Below are 14,248 nucleotides of genomic sequence, written 5' to 3' on the forward strand. Positions count from 1 at the left end.
CCTCGCCGTGCTCGACCAGGGTCGGGTGGTCGAGCACGCATGCGATCCGGGAGGACCGAACGGGATGGGCCACGACCACGGGCACCCGCACGACCACGACCACGAGCACGACCACGAGCACCCGCACGACCACACCCACGACCACGGCCCGGTGGAGGGCAGCTGGCGCGACGAGCGCGCCGACGACCCGCTGTCGGTGTCGCGCCGGCAGTTCCTGACCCGCGCCGCCCTCGTCGCCGGGGCCACCGCCGGCGCCGGGGTGCTGGGCACCGGCCTGGCCGCGGCGGCGCCCGGCGGCACCCCCGGCCGCCCGGGCCCGCGCCCGCAGCCGGTCAACCCGTGGAGCGGCGGTGCCCGCTTCTACGCCGGCGACCACCACATCCACACCCAGTACTCCCCCGACGCGCAGTACACGGTGGAGACCCAGGTCGCCAAGGGCCGGGAGTACGGCCTGTCCTGGGTGGTCATCACCGACCACGGCAGCGTGGCGCACCAGAAGTTCTCGATCGACCAGGTCACGCCGAACATCGAGGCCTCGCGCAACGCCTACCGGGACATGCTGGTCTACCAGGGCCTGGAGTGGAACATCCCCGGCGCCGAGCACGCCACCCTGTTCCTGCCCCCGGGCCGCAACACCGTCGACATCCTGCGCGCCTTCGAGCTGGCCTACGACGGGTCGGTGCTCGCCGCCAACGGCGTCATCCCCGGCGCCAACGCGGTGCAGGGCGAGCCCTACGCCATCCAGGCCCTGCAGTACCTGGACCAGCAGGTGCGCAGCGGCCGCACCGACATCGCGCTGATGTTCGCCAACCACCCCTCCCGCCAGGGCATCGACAGCCCGCACGAGCTGCGCAACTGGCGCGACACCGCCCCCGGCGTCGCCGTGGGCATGGAGGGCGCTCCCGGGCACCAGGCCGCCGGCATCCCGACCGCCGCGGGCGGCCCGGGCTCGGCCCGCGGCTACTACGACCGCAGCCCCAACCCCAACAGCTTCCCGGGCTACGCCCCCACCGCCACGGAGAACCCGTACCGCACCTACGGCGGGTTCGACTGGATGACGGCGAAGGTCGGCGGCGTGTGGGACTCCCTGCTGGCCGAGGGCAAGCCGTGGTGGGTCACCTCCACCTCGGACTCCCACCAGGTCTGGCGGGACACCCGCACCCCCGGCACCCAGGACTACGCCACCACCGGCAGCCGTGGCGCGCCGGTCGACACCGGCTCCCCCATCACCACCTACGGCGACTTCTGGCCCGGCCAGTACTCCTCCACCCTGGTGGCGGCCCGGACGAAGAACTACCTCGACGTCATGCGCGGCCTGCAGTCCGGCCAGGTCGTGGCCGTGCACGGCCGGCTGATCGACGGCCTGGACGTGCGGGTGCGCGCCACCCGCGGGGACGGCGACGCGCGTGGGGTGACCCTCGGCGGGCGCACCTTCGTGGCCCGGGGCGGGGACGTCCGCCTCGACGTCACCATCGACCTGGCGGCCGGCCCGAACTCCAGCGGGCAGATCCCCAAGCTGGCGAAGGTGGACGTCATCTCCGGACCGGTCACCGGGGCCGCGACCGACCGCGACACCCTGGCCGCACCGCAGACCCGGGTGGTGAAGACCTTCGACGTCAGCTCGGCCGGTGGCCGGCGGGTGCGGCTGGACCACACCTTCACCAACGTCCAGCAGTCGTTCTACCTGCGGCTGCGCGGCAGCGACGGCAAGCAGCTCGACGCCGCGGGCAACCCGCCGATGGACACGATCGCCAACGAGGACCCCTTCGCCGACCTCTGGTTCTACGCGAACCCGGTCTTCGTCGACGTGGTGTGACCGGCTCCGACCACTGGTGGGTGGGCGTCCCGGCGCAGGCCGCGGACGCCCACCTGCTGGCCGACCTCGACGCGGCGCTGACCGGGTCGGGCCGGCGGGCGGTGTGGGTGCAGACCCACGTCGACCGCACCGGCCCGGCCCCGGTGGTGACCGCGAGCTGGCAGCTGGACGACGGGCCGGCGGTCCCCGCCGCGCGGTTCGCCGGCCCGTTCGGCGACACCGCCCGGCCGGTCGACGGCGCACCCGTCGACGGCCGGGCGGTGCGCTTCCCCGGCAGCGATGCGGTCTCCGCACGGCTCACCGTCGCCGAGCTGCTGGCCTCGACGGCCGTGGACCGGGTGGTGGGCATCGGCGCCCCGGCCGGGCCGGGCGACGTCCTGGACACCGTCGACGGGTACCTGCGCCCGGTCCGCCACCCCGACGGCGTCGAGCTGCTGGTCGACCCCGCCGGCCCCGGCACGTGGCGGCCGGTGGAGATCAGCTCGCCGCACGAGTGCTGCGGAGGCCACGGCTGAGCGCTGCCCGGTGTTCACCCGCCGGCCCCGTGGCGGTCGCCGGGACCGGTCAGCATGTCGACATGTCGACGACGACGCACGTCTCCCGCCGCACCGTCCTGCAGGGCGGGGCCGCCGGCCTGGCCGCCCTGGCGCTGGGCGCGCTGACCCCCGAGCAGGCCCGCGCCACCGTCGAGGACGGCGCCCGCGCCGGCGTCTTCGGGTTCGGCGTGGCCAGCGGGGACCCCACGGCGACCTCGCTGCTGCTCTGGACCCGCGTCACCCCGGTCCCGGGCGCGGTGCCCGGCAGCGGCACCGGGCCGGGCTCCCGGGTGGACTGGGAGGTCGCCGCCGACGCCGGGTTCCGGCGCGTGGTGCGCCGCGGCACGGCGCGCACCGACGCCTCCCGCGACCACACGGTCAAGGTGGTGGCCGACGGGCTGACCCCCTACACCCGCTACTGGTACCGCTTCCGCACCCGCGGGGCGACGTCCCCGGTCGGGCGCACGCAGACCTCGCCCGACGAGCCGGGCCGCACGCACGCCCTGCGGCTGGCGTTCGTCTCCTGCTCGAACTACACCGGCGGCTACTTCACCGCCTACCGCGGGATCGCCGCCCGGGACGACCTGGACGCCGTGCTGCACCTGGGCGACTACCTCTACGAGTACGGCAACGCCGAGGACCGCTACGGCCCCGACTCCCTGGCGGGCACCCGCGACCACCAGCCGCCCACCGAGATGGTGACCCTGGCCGACTACCGGCTGCGGCACGCCCTCTACAAGACCGACCCCGACCTGCAGGCCGCGCACCGGCAGCACCCGTGGATCACGATCTTCGACGACCACGAGGTCACCAACGACACCTACGCCACGGGCGCGGAGAACCACCAGCCGCAGGAGGGTGACTTCTTCGTCCGGCGCGCCGCCGCCTACCAGGCCTACCTGGAGTGGATGCCGATCCGGGAGCCCGGCTGGCAGCCCGCCCCGCACCGCGGCACGCAGTTCTTCCGCCGGTTCTCCTTCGGCGACCTGGCCGACCTGTCGGTGGTCGAGACCCGGCAGAACCGCAGCCAGCAGGTGCCCACCACGGTCGGTGGCCAGGTGAACCCGGCGCTGGCCGACCCTGCGCGGCACCTGCCCGAGCCCGAGCAGCTGCGGTGGCTCACCGACGGCATCCGGCGCAGCCGCAAGCCCTGGCACCTGGTCGGCAACCAGACCGTGTTCGCCCGGCTGTTCGCCGTGCCCCGCGCCGGGGTGGTCGGTGGCCAGGTCTTCAACGCCGACCAGTGGGACGGCTACCAGGCCGACCAGGCGACGCTGCTGCAGGCGATGGCCGCCGGGAGCACGCACCCCGTCGTGCTGACCGGCGACATCCACTCGTCGTGGGCCAACGACCTGCCGCTGGCGCCCGACGCGGTCGGCTACCTGGCGCGGCGGTCGTCGGTCGGCGTGGAGTTCGTCTGCCCGTCGGTGACCAGCGACGGGTTCAAGGAGTCCCTCGGCGGGTCGGCCGCCGCCGCGGTGGCCGCGACCACCGCCTTCCAGACCACCAACCCCTGGATCCGGTACCTGGAGGGCATCGGGCACGGGTTCGCCGTCGTCGACGTCACCCGCGAGCGGGTGCAGACCGACTTCTGGTTCATCCGCTCCGGCGGTGACAAGGGCCTGGCGGTCGACCCCCGCACCGACCCCGCCGCCGTGGTCGGGTTCGAGTCGGCGTGGCAGTCGGTGCAGGGCTCCCGGCAGGTGTCCGGCCCGGTCGGCCAGCTGGGCCCGCGCAGCGACCGGCCGCGCGGCGCCTGATCGCTCAGACCGGCAGGACCAGCAGGGCCAGCAGGCGGTCGGCCTCGGCGTCGGGGTCGGCGGTCAGCCCGGTGTGCACGGCCCCGGGCTGGACGACGGTCGAGCGGGGCGCGGTGAGCCAGCGGAACCGCGACCCCAGCACCTCCCGCCCGGCCGCCCCGGCACCGGGCACCGCGGCGCAGACGTCGGCGGCGGCCTGCAGGGCCCAGGCGATCGCCACCGGGTCGGCCGTGGGGTCCAGGGCGCGCAGCCGGTCGAGGTCCAGGTGCACGCGGGAGCCCAGGTAGTCGCGCTGCCGGCAGTAGACCAGCACCCCGGCGTTGAACTGCTCGCCGCGGTCGACCCGCGGGACGACCCGCAGCACGGCGTACTCGTAGGTGTTCACCGCTGGGAGACCCCCGGCGGGGGCGGCGGGCCCAGCCAGCCGGGCCGGTTCTGCCCGCGCGGCGCCGGCGCGCGGCCCCGGGAGCCCTCGGCGGCGGCCTGCACCAGCGCGGGCAGCCAGGCCGGGCGGGCCTCCAGCCGGGCGAGCAGCTGCGCGACGTACCGCTCCCGGGTGGTGGCCGGCGGCTCCTCCTCCGGCCCGCGCAGCCAGGCGTCGGGCACCAGGTCGAGCACCCGCTGCAGCAGTGGCCGGGTCACCAGCGGGCCGAGCGCGGCGTCGGCCGCGGCGACGTCGGGGTGCGACTCCACGAGGGCGTGCTGGGCGGCGTCGTAGGGCCGGGCGACGGCGGCCGGCGCGCCGGGCCAGTGGTGGTGGAAGGTGAGCGCCGCGCCGTGGTCGATCAGCTGCAGCCGACCGTGCCAGAACAGCATGTTCGGGTTGCGCCAGGAGCGGTCGACGTTGCCCACCAGCGCGTCGAACCACAGCACCCGGCCGGCCAGCTCGGGGTCGACGTCGGCGGCGTGCGCGGAGAAGTCCAGCGCCCCGGGCAGGTAGTCCATGCCCAGGTTGGTGCCGGCGGAGTGCCGCAGCAGCTCCTGCACCTCCTGGTCGGGCTCCCCCACCGCGAGGTCGGGCGCCACGTCGACGGTGACCAGCGCGGGCACCGGCAGCGACAGGGCCCGGGCCAGCTCCCCGCAGACCACCTCGGCGGCCAGCACCGGCACACCCTGGCCGGCCGAGCGCCACTTGACCACGTAGGTGCCCAGGTCGTCGGCCTCGACCAGACCGGGGAGCGAGCCGCCCTCGCGCAGCGGGAGGACGTAGCGGATGGCGGTGACGGCGGCGAGCACAGTGCCGCGAGGCTACCGCCGCACCTACGGTGCAGCCATGCCCCGCCGCCGACGTCCGCTGCTGCTCGCCGGCGCGCTGCTGCTGGTGGCCGGCTGCGCCGCGGACACCGGCATCCGGACCCTGCCCGTCGTCGGCGCGACCGGCATCGGCGACGACTACTTCCCCGGCGACGGCAACGGCGGCTACGACGTACAGCGCTACGACCTCGACGTCGGCTACGACCCCGCCACCGACGAGCTCACCGGCACCGCGCTGGTCACCGCCGACACCACCGGCGCGCCGCTGCGCGGGTTCTCTATGGACCTGATCGGCCTGGACGTCGCCTCCGTGCAGGTCGACGGCACCGAGGTGAGCACGACCCGGGACGGCGACGAGCTGGTGGTCGAGCCCGGTCAGGTGGTCGTCGACGGCCGGTTCACCGTGCAGGTCGAGTACTCCGGCGTCCCCGAGCCGGTGCGCGACGGGCCGGGCACCTCGGGCGTGGTGCCGACCGCGGACGGCGTGCTGGTGGTCGGCCAGCCCGACGTCGCGGCCACCTGGTTCCCGGTCAACGACCACCCGCGCGACGCCGCCGCCGTCCAGCTGTCGGTGACCGTCCCCGAGGACCTGGTCGCGGTCTCCAACGGCACCCTGGTCGACCGCGGCGAGCCGGTCGACGGCCGGCGCACCTGGGTGTGGCGCACCGACGAGCCGATGGCGCCCTACCTGCTCACCCTGGCCGTCGGCGACTACGACCTGACCGAGCGGGAGGTCGACGGGATCACCTACCGGGACGCGGTCGCCACCGGGCTGACCGACCGGCGGGCGGAGAACGCGCGCGCCGCCCTGGACCGCCAGCCGCAGGTCGTGGACTTCCTGGCCGGGATGTTCGGCTCGCCCTACCCCTTCACCGAGTGCGGCGCGATCGTCACCGACTCCTCGCTCGGGTTCGCCCTGGAGACCCAGACCCGGCCGATCTACGCCCGCGACTTCTTCGGCACGGCGGAGGGCGCCGAGCTCGTCGTGGTGCACGAGCTGGCCCACCAGTGGACCGGTGACGACCTGCGGCTGGACCGGTGGTCCGACATCTGGCTCAACGAGGGCTTCGCCACCTACGCCGAGTGGGCCTGGACCGAGGCGCAGGGCGGGGAGACCGTCGCCGACCAGCTCGCCGCGGTGCTCGACCAGCCGGCCGACGACCCGTTCTGGGCGCAGGCCATCGGCGACCCGGGCCCGGCCACCGACGAGCTGTTCAGCGGTGCGGTGTACGTCCGCGGCGCGGCCACCCTGGCGGCGCTGCGCGCCGAGGTCGGCGACGACGCCTTCGACGAGCTGCTCTCCCGGTGGACCACCGACCGCGCCGGGCAGGCGGTGACGACGTCGGAGTTCACCGACCTGGCCTCCGAGGTCGCCGGCTCCGACCTGTCCGGGTTCTTCGACACCTGGCTGGGCGCGGGCAGGCCGTCCTGATGCGGACACTGGGCGGGTGCACCCCGCCCTCGCCGCGCTGACCGACGCCCCCTTCACCTACCCCGAGGTCGGCGCCACCCGCACCGGCGACCTGCCGGCCGGGGTCCACGTCGTCCGCCGCCGGGCCGTGGTCGGGCAGGGGGACGACGCCTTCGACCGGGCGGTGGCCGCGGTCTTCGACTGGGCGCCGCAGCGGCACGCCGGCCTGCGGGTCCGGGCCAGCGGGCCGGCCAGCACCGAGGGCGCCGTCGTGCTCATGACCGCCGGGCTGCCGCCGCTGGGCCTGCGGATCCCCTGCCGGGTCGTCTGGTCGGCCACCGACGGCGACCGGCAGGGCTACGCCTACGGCACGCTGCCCGGCCACCCGGAGAGCGGCGAGGAGTCCTTCGTCGTCTCCCGCGACGGCGCGGACGTGGTGTTCGAGATGGTGGCCTTCTCCCGGCTGGCCACCCGGGCCGCCCGGCTCGGCGGGCCGGTCAGCCGGGTGCTGCAGTCGATCGCGCTGACCCGCTACACCGGCGCGGTGCGGCGGGCCGCCCGCGGCTGACCCTCAGCTGCCGCTGGGCCCGAACTGCTCCACCCGCACCGACGACGGCGCGAACCCCAGCCCCACGAGCAGGTCCGACGCCGTCCGGGCGAACCCGGCCGAGCCGCAGACGAACGCCGTCTGCCCCGGCTCCCACAGCGGGAGCAGGTCGGCCGCGGTCAGCCGGCCGGCCGGCCGGATGCCGTGCGCCTCCCGGGTGGTGACGACGACGGCGCCGGCGGCCCGCAGCTCGTCGGCGTAGGGCAGCTCGGCCAGCGTGCGGGCCGAGACCGCCACCCGCAGCAGGTCCTGCCGCCCCGTCGCGACGGCGTGCCGGACCATCGCCACCAGCGGCACCACGCCGGTGCCGCCGCCGACCAGCAGCGCGGGCTCCTCGCCGTCCCAGGCGAACCAGCCACCGACCGGGCCGCGCACCTCGAAGGTGTCCCCGGGCTCGACGACGTCGGCCAGGTAGGTGGAGACCTCGCCGTCGTCCAGCCGCTCGACGAACAGCTCGAGCAGCGGGTCCGAGGGGGGCGAGGCCACCGAGTAGGAGCGCTGCGCGGTGTAGCCGTCCTCGGCGGTCAGCCGGACGACGTAGTGCTGGCCGGGCAGGTGGTCGACGCGGTCGGCGACGTCCAGGCGCAGCTGCACCGTGCGCGGCAGCGGGCGCCGCACCCCCGACACCGTGGCCGTGGTCCACGGGCCGGGGGCGACGATGCGTGCGGGCATCAGTCGCCCTGGTAGCGCTGCTGGCGCCACGGGTCGCCGCGGTCGTGGTAGCCGTTGCGCTCCCAGAAGCCCTGCTGGTCCCGCTTCAGGACGTCGAGCTTGGTGACCCACTTGGCCGACTTCCAGAAGTACAGGTGCGGCACCAGCAGCCGGACCGGCCCGCCGTGCTCGACGGTGAGCGGCTTGCCGTCGAACTCCCACACCAGCCAGGCCTTGCCGCCGGTGAGGTCCTCCAGCGGCAGGTTGGTCGTGTAGCCCGACTTCGAGGTGGCCATGACGTACTGGCCCTCCGGGGTCGGGCGGGCCACCTCCCACAGCGCGTCGAGGGAGACCCCGGCGAACTGGGTGTCGAACTTCGACCAGGTGGTGACGCAGTGGATGTCGCCGCGGTACTCGCTGCGCGGCAGGGCGTGCACGCCGTCCCAGTCCCAGGTGGTGGGGGCCTCGACGTGGCCGGCGACGGTGATGCTCCACGTCTCCGGGCTGATCCGCGGGGTCGGCTCGGCGGTCAGCACGGGCCAGTCGGCGCCCACGTCGTACTGGCCCGGGGGCAGCCTCGGGTCACGGGCGGGGCGGGTGCGGCCGAGGAATCCTCGGGTCGGTCCGGGCATGGTTGCCTCCCATTCGGGTTCGGTCGGGGGAACACGGGTAGGGGGTCGTTCGTTCCCCCGGGTAAGGCTGCCCTTCCATGAGACGTGTCACGCGGCGTTCACATGGGTCTCACCTGTGCATCGTCGTACCGTGTGCTCGTGGCGACAGTGACGACGCAGCAGGCAGGGCAGTCGGCGGGGGCGAACCCCGGTCCGAAGCGGGACCCCAAGACCGGCCGGTTCGGCTCCTCGGTCTTCAAGAAGGCCGTCATGGCGGTCACCGGGATCATCATGATCCTCTTCCTGATCGCGCACATGATCGGGAACCTGCACGTGTTCCAGGGCGCGGCCTCGTTCAACGACTACTCCGAGTGGCTGCGCCAGGTCGGTGAGCCGGCGCTGCCGCCGCGCACCCTGCTGACGGTCATCGAGATCGTGCTGCTCGTCTCGGTGCTCGCCCACGGCTGGGCCGCGGTGTCGCTGTGGCGCCAGGCCAAGCGAGCCCGGCCGATCGCCTACCAGACCAAGAAGCGCGTCCAGCAGAGCTACGCCTCGCGGACGATGCGCTGGGGCGGCGTGATCGTCGGGCTGTTCATCATCTACCACCTGCTCGACCTCACCTTCGGCGTGGCCAACATCGACGGGCCCGACGCCACCCCCTACGACCGGCTGATCGCCAGCATGTCCAACCCGGTCGTCGTGTTCTTCTACGTGCTGTCCCTGCTGGCCCTGGGCTTCCACCTCCGCCACGGGGTGTGGAGCGCCACCCAGACGCTGGGGCAGAGCAACAAGCGTCGTGAGCGCGCGGTCAACGTGTTCGCCACCGCCTTCGCCGTCGTCCTCATCGGCGGCTACCTGGTGATCCCGTTCGTCGTCCTCACCGGCATCGTGGCCTGAGACAGGAGAGATCCGACATGGCACTGGAGCTGTTCCTCGAAGGCGACCCGATCGCCGACACCAAGGCCCCCACCGACGTCCCGATCGGGGAGCGGTGGAGCGAGCGCAAGTTCCGCGGCAAGCTGGTCAACCCGGCCAACCGCCGCAAGATGACCATCATCGTGGTCGGCACCGGCCTGGCCGGCGGCGCCGCCGCGGCCACGCTGGCCGAGGCCGGCTACAAGGTGAAGTCCTTCTGGTTCCAGGACAGCCCCCGCCGCGCGCACTCCATCGCCGCGCAGGGTGGCATCAACGCCGCGAAGAACTACCGCAACGACGGCGACTCGGTGCACCGGCTGTTCTACGACACGGTCAAGGGCGGCGACTTCCGGTCGCGGGAGGACAACGTCCACCGCCTGGCCGAGATCAGCACCCAGATCATCGACCAGTGCGTCGCGCAGGGCGTGCCCTTCGCCCGCGAGTACGGCGGTCTGCTGGACAACCGCTCCTTCGGTGGCGCCCAGGTCTCGCGCACCTTCTACGCCCGCGGCCAGACGGGTCAGCAGCTGCTGATCGGCGCCTACCAGGCCTTCGAGCGCCAGGTGGCCGCCGGCAACATCGAGACGCACTCGCGCACCGAGATGCTCGACCTGGTCGTCGTCGACGGCAAGGCCCGCGGCATCGTCGTCCGTGACCTGGTCACCGGCGAGGTGACCACGCACGTCGCGGACGTCGTCGTGCTGGGCACCGGCGGGTACTCCAACGTCTACTACCTGTCCACCAACGCCAAGGGCTCCAACACCACGGCGATCTGGCGGGCGCACAAGCGGGGCGCGTACTTCGCCAACCCCTGCTACACCCAGATCCACCCGACCTGCATCCCGGTCTCGGGTGACTACCAGTCGAAGCTGACCCTGATGTCGGAGTCGCTGCGCAACGACGGCCGGGTGTGGGTGCCCAAGGAGCGCGGCGACAGCCGCCCGCCGCAGGACATCCCCGAGGACGAGCGCGACTACTACCTGGAGCGCAAGTACCCGGCCTTCGGGAACCTGGTGCCCCGCGACATCGCGTCCCGGCAGGCCAAGAACGTCTGCGACGAGGGCCGCGGCGTCGGCCCCGGCGGGCTGGGCGTGTACCTGGACTTCGCCGAGGCCATCGAGCGGCTGGGCCGCAAGGCGGTCGAGGCCAAGTACGGCAACCTCTTCGACATGTACGCCCGGATCACCGGCGAGGACCCGTACTCCGCGCCGATGCGCATCTACCCGGCCGTGCACTACACGATGGGCGGTCTGTGGGTCGACTACGACCTGCAGTCGACCATCCCCGGCCTGTTCGTGATCGGCGAGGCCAACTTCTCCGACCACGGCGCCAACCGCCTCGGTGCCAGCGCCCTCATGCAGGGCCTGTCCGACGGCTACTTCGTGCTGCCGAACACGATCACCGACTACCTGTCGGCCGGCCCCTTCGAGAAGGTGCCCGCCGACCACCCGGCGATCGTCGAGGCCGAGGAGGGCGTCAAGGCCCAGGTCGAGAAGTTCCTGTCGATCAACGGCACCCGCACGGTGGCCTCCTTCCACCGCGAGCTGGGCCGGCTGGTCTGGGACTACTGCGGCATGGAGCGCACCGCCGAGGGCCTGCGCAAGGCCCTGGACCGGATCCCCGAGATCCGCAAGGAGTTCTGGACCAACGTCAAGGTGGCCGGCGACGCGCACACCTTCAACCAGAACCTCGAGCACGCGGCCCGGGTCGCCGACTTCATCGAGCTCGCCGAGCTGATGTGCATCGACGCCCTGCACCGCGAGGAGAGCTGTGGCGGGCACTTCCGCGCGGAGAGCCAGACCCCCGAGGGCGAGGCGCTGCGCAACGACGAGGAGTTCGCCTACGTCGCCGCCTGGGGCTGGACGCCGGAGGGCGAGCCGCCGGTCCTGCACCGGGAAGCACTCGAGTACGAGTACGTCCACCTCGCCCAGCGCAGCTACAAGTGACGATCAACGGAGCTGAGAACCGATGCAGCTGACCCTCCGGGTCTGGCGCCAGCCCTCCCCCCAGGTCAAGGGGAAGATGGCCAACTACCACCTCACCGACGTGTCCGAGGACATGTCCTTCCTCGAGATGCTCGACGTGCTCAACGAGCAGCTCATCCTCGACGGCGAGGACCCCATCGCCTTCGACCACGACTGCCGTGAGGGCATCTGCGGCAGCTGCGGGCTGATGATCAACGGGATCGCGCACGGTCCCGAGCAGACCACCACCTGCCAGCTGCACATGCGGTCCTTCTCCGACGGCGACACCATCGACATCGAGCCGTGGCGCTCGGGTGGCTTCCCGGTCGTCAAGGACCTCGTCGTCGACCGGTCGGCCTTCGACCGGATCATCTCCGCCGGCGGGTTCATCTCCGCGCCCACCGGCACCGCGCCCGACGCGCACGCCACCCCCGTGCCCAAGGTCGACGCCGACGCCGCCTTCGACGCGGCGACCTGCATCGGCTGCGGCGCCTGCGTGGCGGCCTGCCCGAACGGGTCGGCGATGCTGTTCACCGCGGCCAAGGTGACCCACCTGGGCCTGCTGCCGCAGGGCCAGCCCGAGCGCGACTCGCGCGTGGTCCGGATGATCGCCCAGCAGGACGCCGAGGACTTCGGCGGCTGCACCAACATCGGCGAGTGCTCCGCGGTGTGCCCGAAGGGCATCTCCATGGAGACCATCTCCCGGCTCAACCACGACCTGCTCGGCGCCCTCCGCGCCGGCGCGGTGCCCGCGAGCTGAGCTGACCCACCCCACGGAAAGGGGCGGTCGACCTCCGGGTCGACCGCCCCTTTCCGTCGTCGCGGGACTCGTCCACGACGGATTCCCCGTTCGGGCCCGATCGGTGACACCATGGCGGTGACCGACCGCCTGTGAGGAGACACCCATGACCGACGTGCTGGACCAGACCGGCCTGCAGCAGCGCCGCCACCTGGTCACCGAGATCCCCGGCCCCCGGTCGCAGGAGCTCATGGCCCGCCGGCAGGCCACCGTCTCGGCCGGCGTGGGCACCACCCTGCCGGTCTTCATCACCCGGGCCGGCGGCGGCGTGCTCGAGGACGTCGACGGCAACACCCTCATCGACCTCGGCTCCGGCATCGCCGTCACCAGCGTCGGCAACGCGGCGCCCCGGGTGGTCGAGGCCGTGCAGGCGCAGGTCGCCGACTTCACCCACACCTGCTTCATGGTCACCCCCTACGAGGGCTACGTCGCCGTCTGCGAGGCGCTCGCCGAGCTGACCCCGGGCGACCACGCGAAGAAGAGCGCGCTGTTCAACTCCGGCTCCGAGGCCGTGGAGAACGCCGTGAAGATCGCCCGGCACGCCACGGGCCGGCAGGCCGTCGTCGTCTTCGACCACGCCTACCACGGCCGCACCAACCTCACGATGGCGCTGACCGCGAAGAACATGCCCTACAAGCACCGCTTCGGGCCCTTCGCCGGCGAGGTCTACCGGGTGCCGATGAGCTACCCGTTCCGCGACGGCCTGTCCGGCCCCGACGCGGCCGTCCGCGCGATCTCCCAGATCGAGGTGCAGGTGGGCGCGGGCAACACCGCGGCGGTGCTCATCGAGCCGCTGCAGGGCGAGGGCGGGTTCATCGAGCCCGCGCCCGGCTTCCTCACCGCGATCAGCGAGTGGTGCACCGCCAACGGCGTGGTGTTCATCGCCGACGAGATCCAGTCCGGGTTCTGCCGGACCGGCGCCTGGTTCGGCGTCGACGCCGAGGGCGTCGTCCCCGACCTGGTCACCACCGCCAAGGGCATGGCCGGTGGGCTGCCGCTGGCCGCGGTCACCGGCCGCGCGGAGATCATGGACGCCGTCCACCCCGGCGGGCTGGGTGGCACCTACGGTGGCAACCCCGTCGCCTGCGCCGCCGCGCTGGGCGCCATCGAGACCATGCGGGCCGAGGACCTCGTCGGCGCCGCTCGCGGCATCGGCGAGGTGATGCTGCCCCGGCTGCGCACCCTGGCCGAGCGGTTCCCGGCCATCGGCGACGTGCGCGGCCGCGGCGCGATGATCGCCGTCGAGCTGGTGCGCCCGGGCACCACCGAGCCCGACGCCGCGCTGACCGGCGCGGTGGCCAAGGCCTGCCACGCCCGAGGCGTCGTCGTCCTCACCGCCGGGTCCTACGGCAACGTGCTGCGCTTCCTGCCGCCGCTGGTCATCGGGCGGGACCTGCTCGAGGAGGCCCTCGACGTGATCGAGGAGGCCTTCGCCGAGGTGACCGGCTCCTGATCCGCCGGCTCGACGCCGCCGACTGGGCGCTGCTGCGCGACGTCCGGCTCCGCGCCCTGGCCGCGGACCCGGACGCGTTCGGGCCCACCCTGGACGGTGAACGCGACCTGGCCGCCGACCGGTGGCGCGAGCGCGTCACCGGCGCGGCCTGGTTCCTGTCCCACCCGCTCGGGCTGGTCGGCGCCACGCGGGAGGACGACGACGCGGTGCTGTCGGGCATGTGGGTCTCCCCCACCGCCCGCGGCCAGGGCGTCGGCCGGCTGCTGGTCGGCGCGGTCGACGCGTGGGCCGCCGGGCAGGGGGCCACCCGGCTGGTGGCCCGGGTGTTCGACGACAACGCCCCGGCGCTGGGGCTCTGGGCCGCGCTGGGGTTCGCCGTGGACGGGCCGGTCGTGGTCAGCCGACGCGACCCGTCCCGGACCTGGCGCACCTGGGTGCGACCCGTTGTGGCGGCGACCACAGGGTCCTAGC

Annotated in this window: 14 protein-coding genes; 10 read left to right on the top strand and 4 right to left on the bottom strand. The window is 73.7% G+C overall.

Going from position 1 to position 14,248, the window contains the following annotated elements; all coding sequences use genetic code 11:
* Positions 1-64 precede the first annotated feature (64 nt).
* The 3 genes from BLT39_RS00395 (at position 65) to BLT39_RS00405 (ending at position 4,112) form a co-directional block, all read left to right on the top strand.
* Entirely contained in the window at positions 65-1,816 is a 1,752-nt protein-coding gene (locus tag BLT39_RS00395; protein WP_091056879.1) for a PHP domain-containing protein, read from the top strand.
* Complete coding sequence (locus BLT39_RS00400; RefSeq protein WP_091056882.1) at positions 1,813-2,331, top strand: hypothetical protein; 519 nt, start codon at positions 1,813-1,815, stop codon at positions 2,329-2,331. Before BLT39_RS00395 ends, BLT39_RS00400 begins: the two co-directional genes overlap by 4 nt.
* 62 nt (positions 2,332-2,393) lie before the next feature.
* A complete protein-coding gene (locus BLT39_RS00405; protein WP_091056886.1) occupies positions 2,394-4,112 on the top strand; it encodes an alkaline phosphatase D family protein in 1,719 nt (572 codons plus the stop codon).
* 4 nt (positions 4,113-4,116) lie between these two features.
* Here the strand turns inward: BLT39_RS00405 and BLT39_RS00410 are convergent, their stop codons facing one another.
* Both BLT39_RS00410 and BLT39_RS00415 read right to left on the bottom strand, forming a co-directional pair.
* Positions 4,117-4,497, bottom strand: a complete 381-nt coding sequence (locus BLT39_RS00410) for a DUF3037 domain-containing protein (protein ID WP_207507484.1) — start codon at positions 4,495-4,497, stop codon at positions 4,117-4,119.
* A complete protein-coding gene (locus BLT39_RS00415; RefSeq protein WP_091056889.1) occupies positions 4,494-5,348 on the bottom strand; it encodes a HipA family kinase in 855 nt (284 codons plus the stop codon). Before BLT39_RS00415 ends, BLT39_RS00410 begins: the two co-directional genes overlap by 4 nt.
* Before the next feature lie 37 nt (positions 5,349-5,385).
* Between BLT39_RS00415 and BLT39_RS00420 the strand changes: the two genes are divergently transcribed.
* Both BLT39_RS00420 and BLT39_RS00425 read left to right on the top strand, forming a co-directional pair.
* Complete coding sequence (locus BLT39_RS00420; RefSeq protein ID WP_091059061.1) at positions 5,386-6,798, top strand: M1 family metallopeptidase; 1,413 nt, start codon at positions 5,386-5,388, stop codon at positions 6,796-6,798.
* A 16-nt stretch (positions 6,799-6,814) separates the two neighbouring features.
* Positions 6,815-7,345 carry a DUF1990 family protein gene (locus tag BLT39_RS00425; RefSeq protein WP_091056893.1) on the top strand — a complete coding sequence of 177 codons (531 nt, stop codon included), beginning with the start codon at positions 6,815-6,817 and terminating at the stop codon, positions 7,343-7,345.
* A gap of 3 nt (positions 7,346-7,348) precedes the next feature.
* Here the strand turns inward: BLT39_RS00425 and BLT39_RS00430 are convergent, their stop codons facing one another.
* Positions 7,349-8,056 (bottom strand): FAD-binding oxidoreductase, encoded by a 708-nt coding sequence (locus BLT39_RS00430; RefSeq protein WP_091056897.1) that lies wholly within the window; start codon positions 8,054-8,056, stop codon positions 7,349-7,351.
* Positions 8,056-8,667, bottom strand: coding sequence for a sulfite oxidase-like oxidoreductase (locus tag BLT39_RS00435; RefSeq protein WP_091056900.1), 612 nt, complete (start codon positions 8,665-8,667; stop codon positions 8,056-8,058). Before BLT39_RS00435 ends, BLT39_RS00430 begins: the two co-directional genes overlap by 1 nt.
* A 138-nt stretch (positions 8,668-8,805) precedes the next feature.
* Here BLT39_RS00435 and BLT39_RS00440 point away from each other — a divergent pair, with 138 nt between their 5' ends.
* From BLT39_RS00440 to BLT39_RS22635, 5 genes are all read left to right on the top strand, one after another.
* Positions 8,806-9,543: a succinate dehydrogenase cytochrome b subunit gene (locus tag BLT39_RS00440; RefSeq protein ID WP_242658052.1), complete on the top strand. Its 738-nt coding sequence runs from the start codon at positions 8,806-8,808 to the stop codon at positions 9,541-9,543.
* Between the two features lie 17 nt (positions 9,544-9,560).
* The gene (locus BLT39_RS00445) at positions 9,561-11,507 is read left to right on the top strand and encodes a fumarate reductase/succinate dehydrogenase flavoprotein subunit (RefSeq protein ID WP_091056908.1); all 1,947 of its coding nucleotides are present in this window, start codon (positions 9,561-9,563) and stop codon (positions 11,505-11,507) included.
* Between the two features lie 22 nt (positions 11,508-11,529).
* Positions 11,530-12,285, top strand: a complete 756-nt coding sequence (locus BLT39_RS00450; protein ID WP_091056911.1) for a succinate dehydrogenase/fumarate reductase iron-sulfur subunit — start codon at positions 11,530-11,532, stop codon at positions 12,283-12,285.
* Between the two features lie 145 nt (positions 12,286-12,430).
* Positions 12,431-13,777: a 4-aminobutyrate--2-oxoglutarate transaminase gene (gene gabT / locus BLT39_RS22630; protein WP_091056915.1), complete on the top strand. Its 1,347-nt coding sequence runs from the start codon at positions 12,431-12,433 to the stop codon at positions 13,775-13,777.
* Between the two features lie 32 nt (positions 13,778-13,809).
* Positions 13,810-14,247, top strand: coding sequence for a GNAT family N-acetyltransferase (locus BLT39_RS22635; protein ID WP_242658144.1), 438 nt, complete (start codon positions 13,810-13,812; stop codon positions 14,245-14,247).
* The last annotated feature ends 1 nt before the right edge of the window (position 14,248 follow it).

The sequence above is a fragment of the Klenkia brasiliensis genome (assembly GCF_900100695.1).
GTDB lineage: Bacteria > Actinomycetota > Actinomycetes > Mycobacteriales > Geodermatophilaceae > Klenkia > Klenkia brasiliensis.

What these genes read in the sequence shown, in the direction of transcription:
- BLT39_RS00435 (WP_091056900.1), bottom strand. Translation starts at nt 8,667, where the DNA reads ATGCCCGGACCGACCCGAGGATTCCTCGGCCGCACCCGCCCCGCCCGT.
- BLT39_RS00420 (WP_091059061.1), top strand. Translation starts at nt 5,386, where the DNA reads ATGCCCCGCCGCCGACGTCCGCTGCTGCTCGCCGGCGCGCTGCTGCTG.
- BLT39_RS00395 (WP_091056879.1), top strand. Translation starts at nt 65, where the DNA reads ATGGGCCACGACCACGGGCACCCGCACGACCACGACCACGAGCACGAC.
- BLT39_RS00450 (WP_091056911.1), top strand. Translation starts at nt 11,530, where the DNA reads ATGCAGCTGACCCTCCGGGTCTGGCGCCAGCCCTCCCCCCAGGTCAAG.
- BLT39_RS00445 (WP_091056908.1), top strand. Translation starts at nt 9,561, where the DNA reads ATGGCACTGGAGCTGTTCCTCGAAGGCGACCCGATCGCCGACACCAAG.
- BLT39_RS00430 (WP_091056897.1), bottom strand. Translation starts at nt 8,056, where the DNA reads ATGCCCGCACGCATCGTCGCCCCCGGCCCGTGGACCACGGCCACGGTG.
- gabT (WP_091056915.1), top strand. Translation starts at nt 12,431, where the DNA reads ATGACCGACGTGCTGGACCAGACCGGCCTGCAGCAGCGCCGCCACCTG.
- BLT39_RS00405 (WP_091056886.1), top strand. Translation starts at nt 2,394, where the DNA reads ATGTCGACGACGACGCACGTCTCCCGCCGCACCGTCCTGCAGGGCGGG.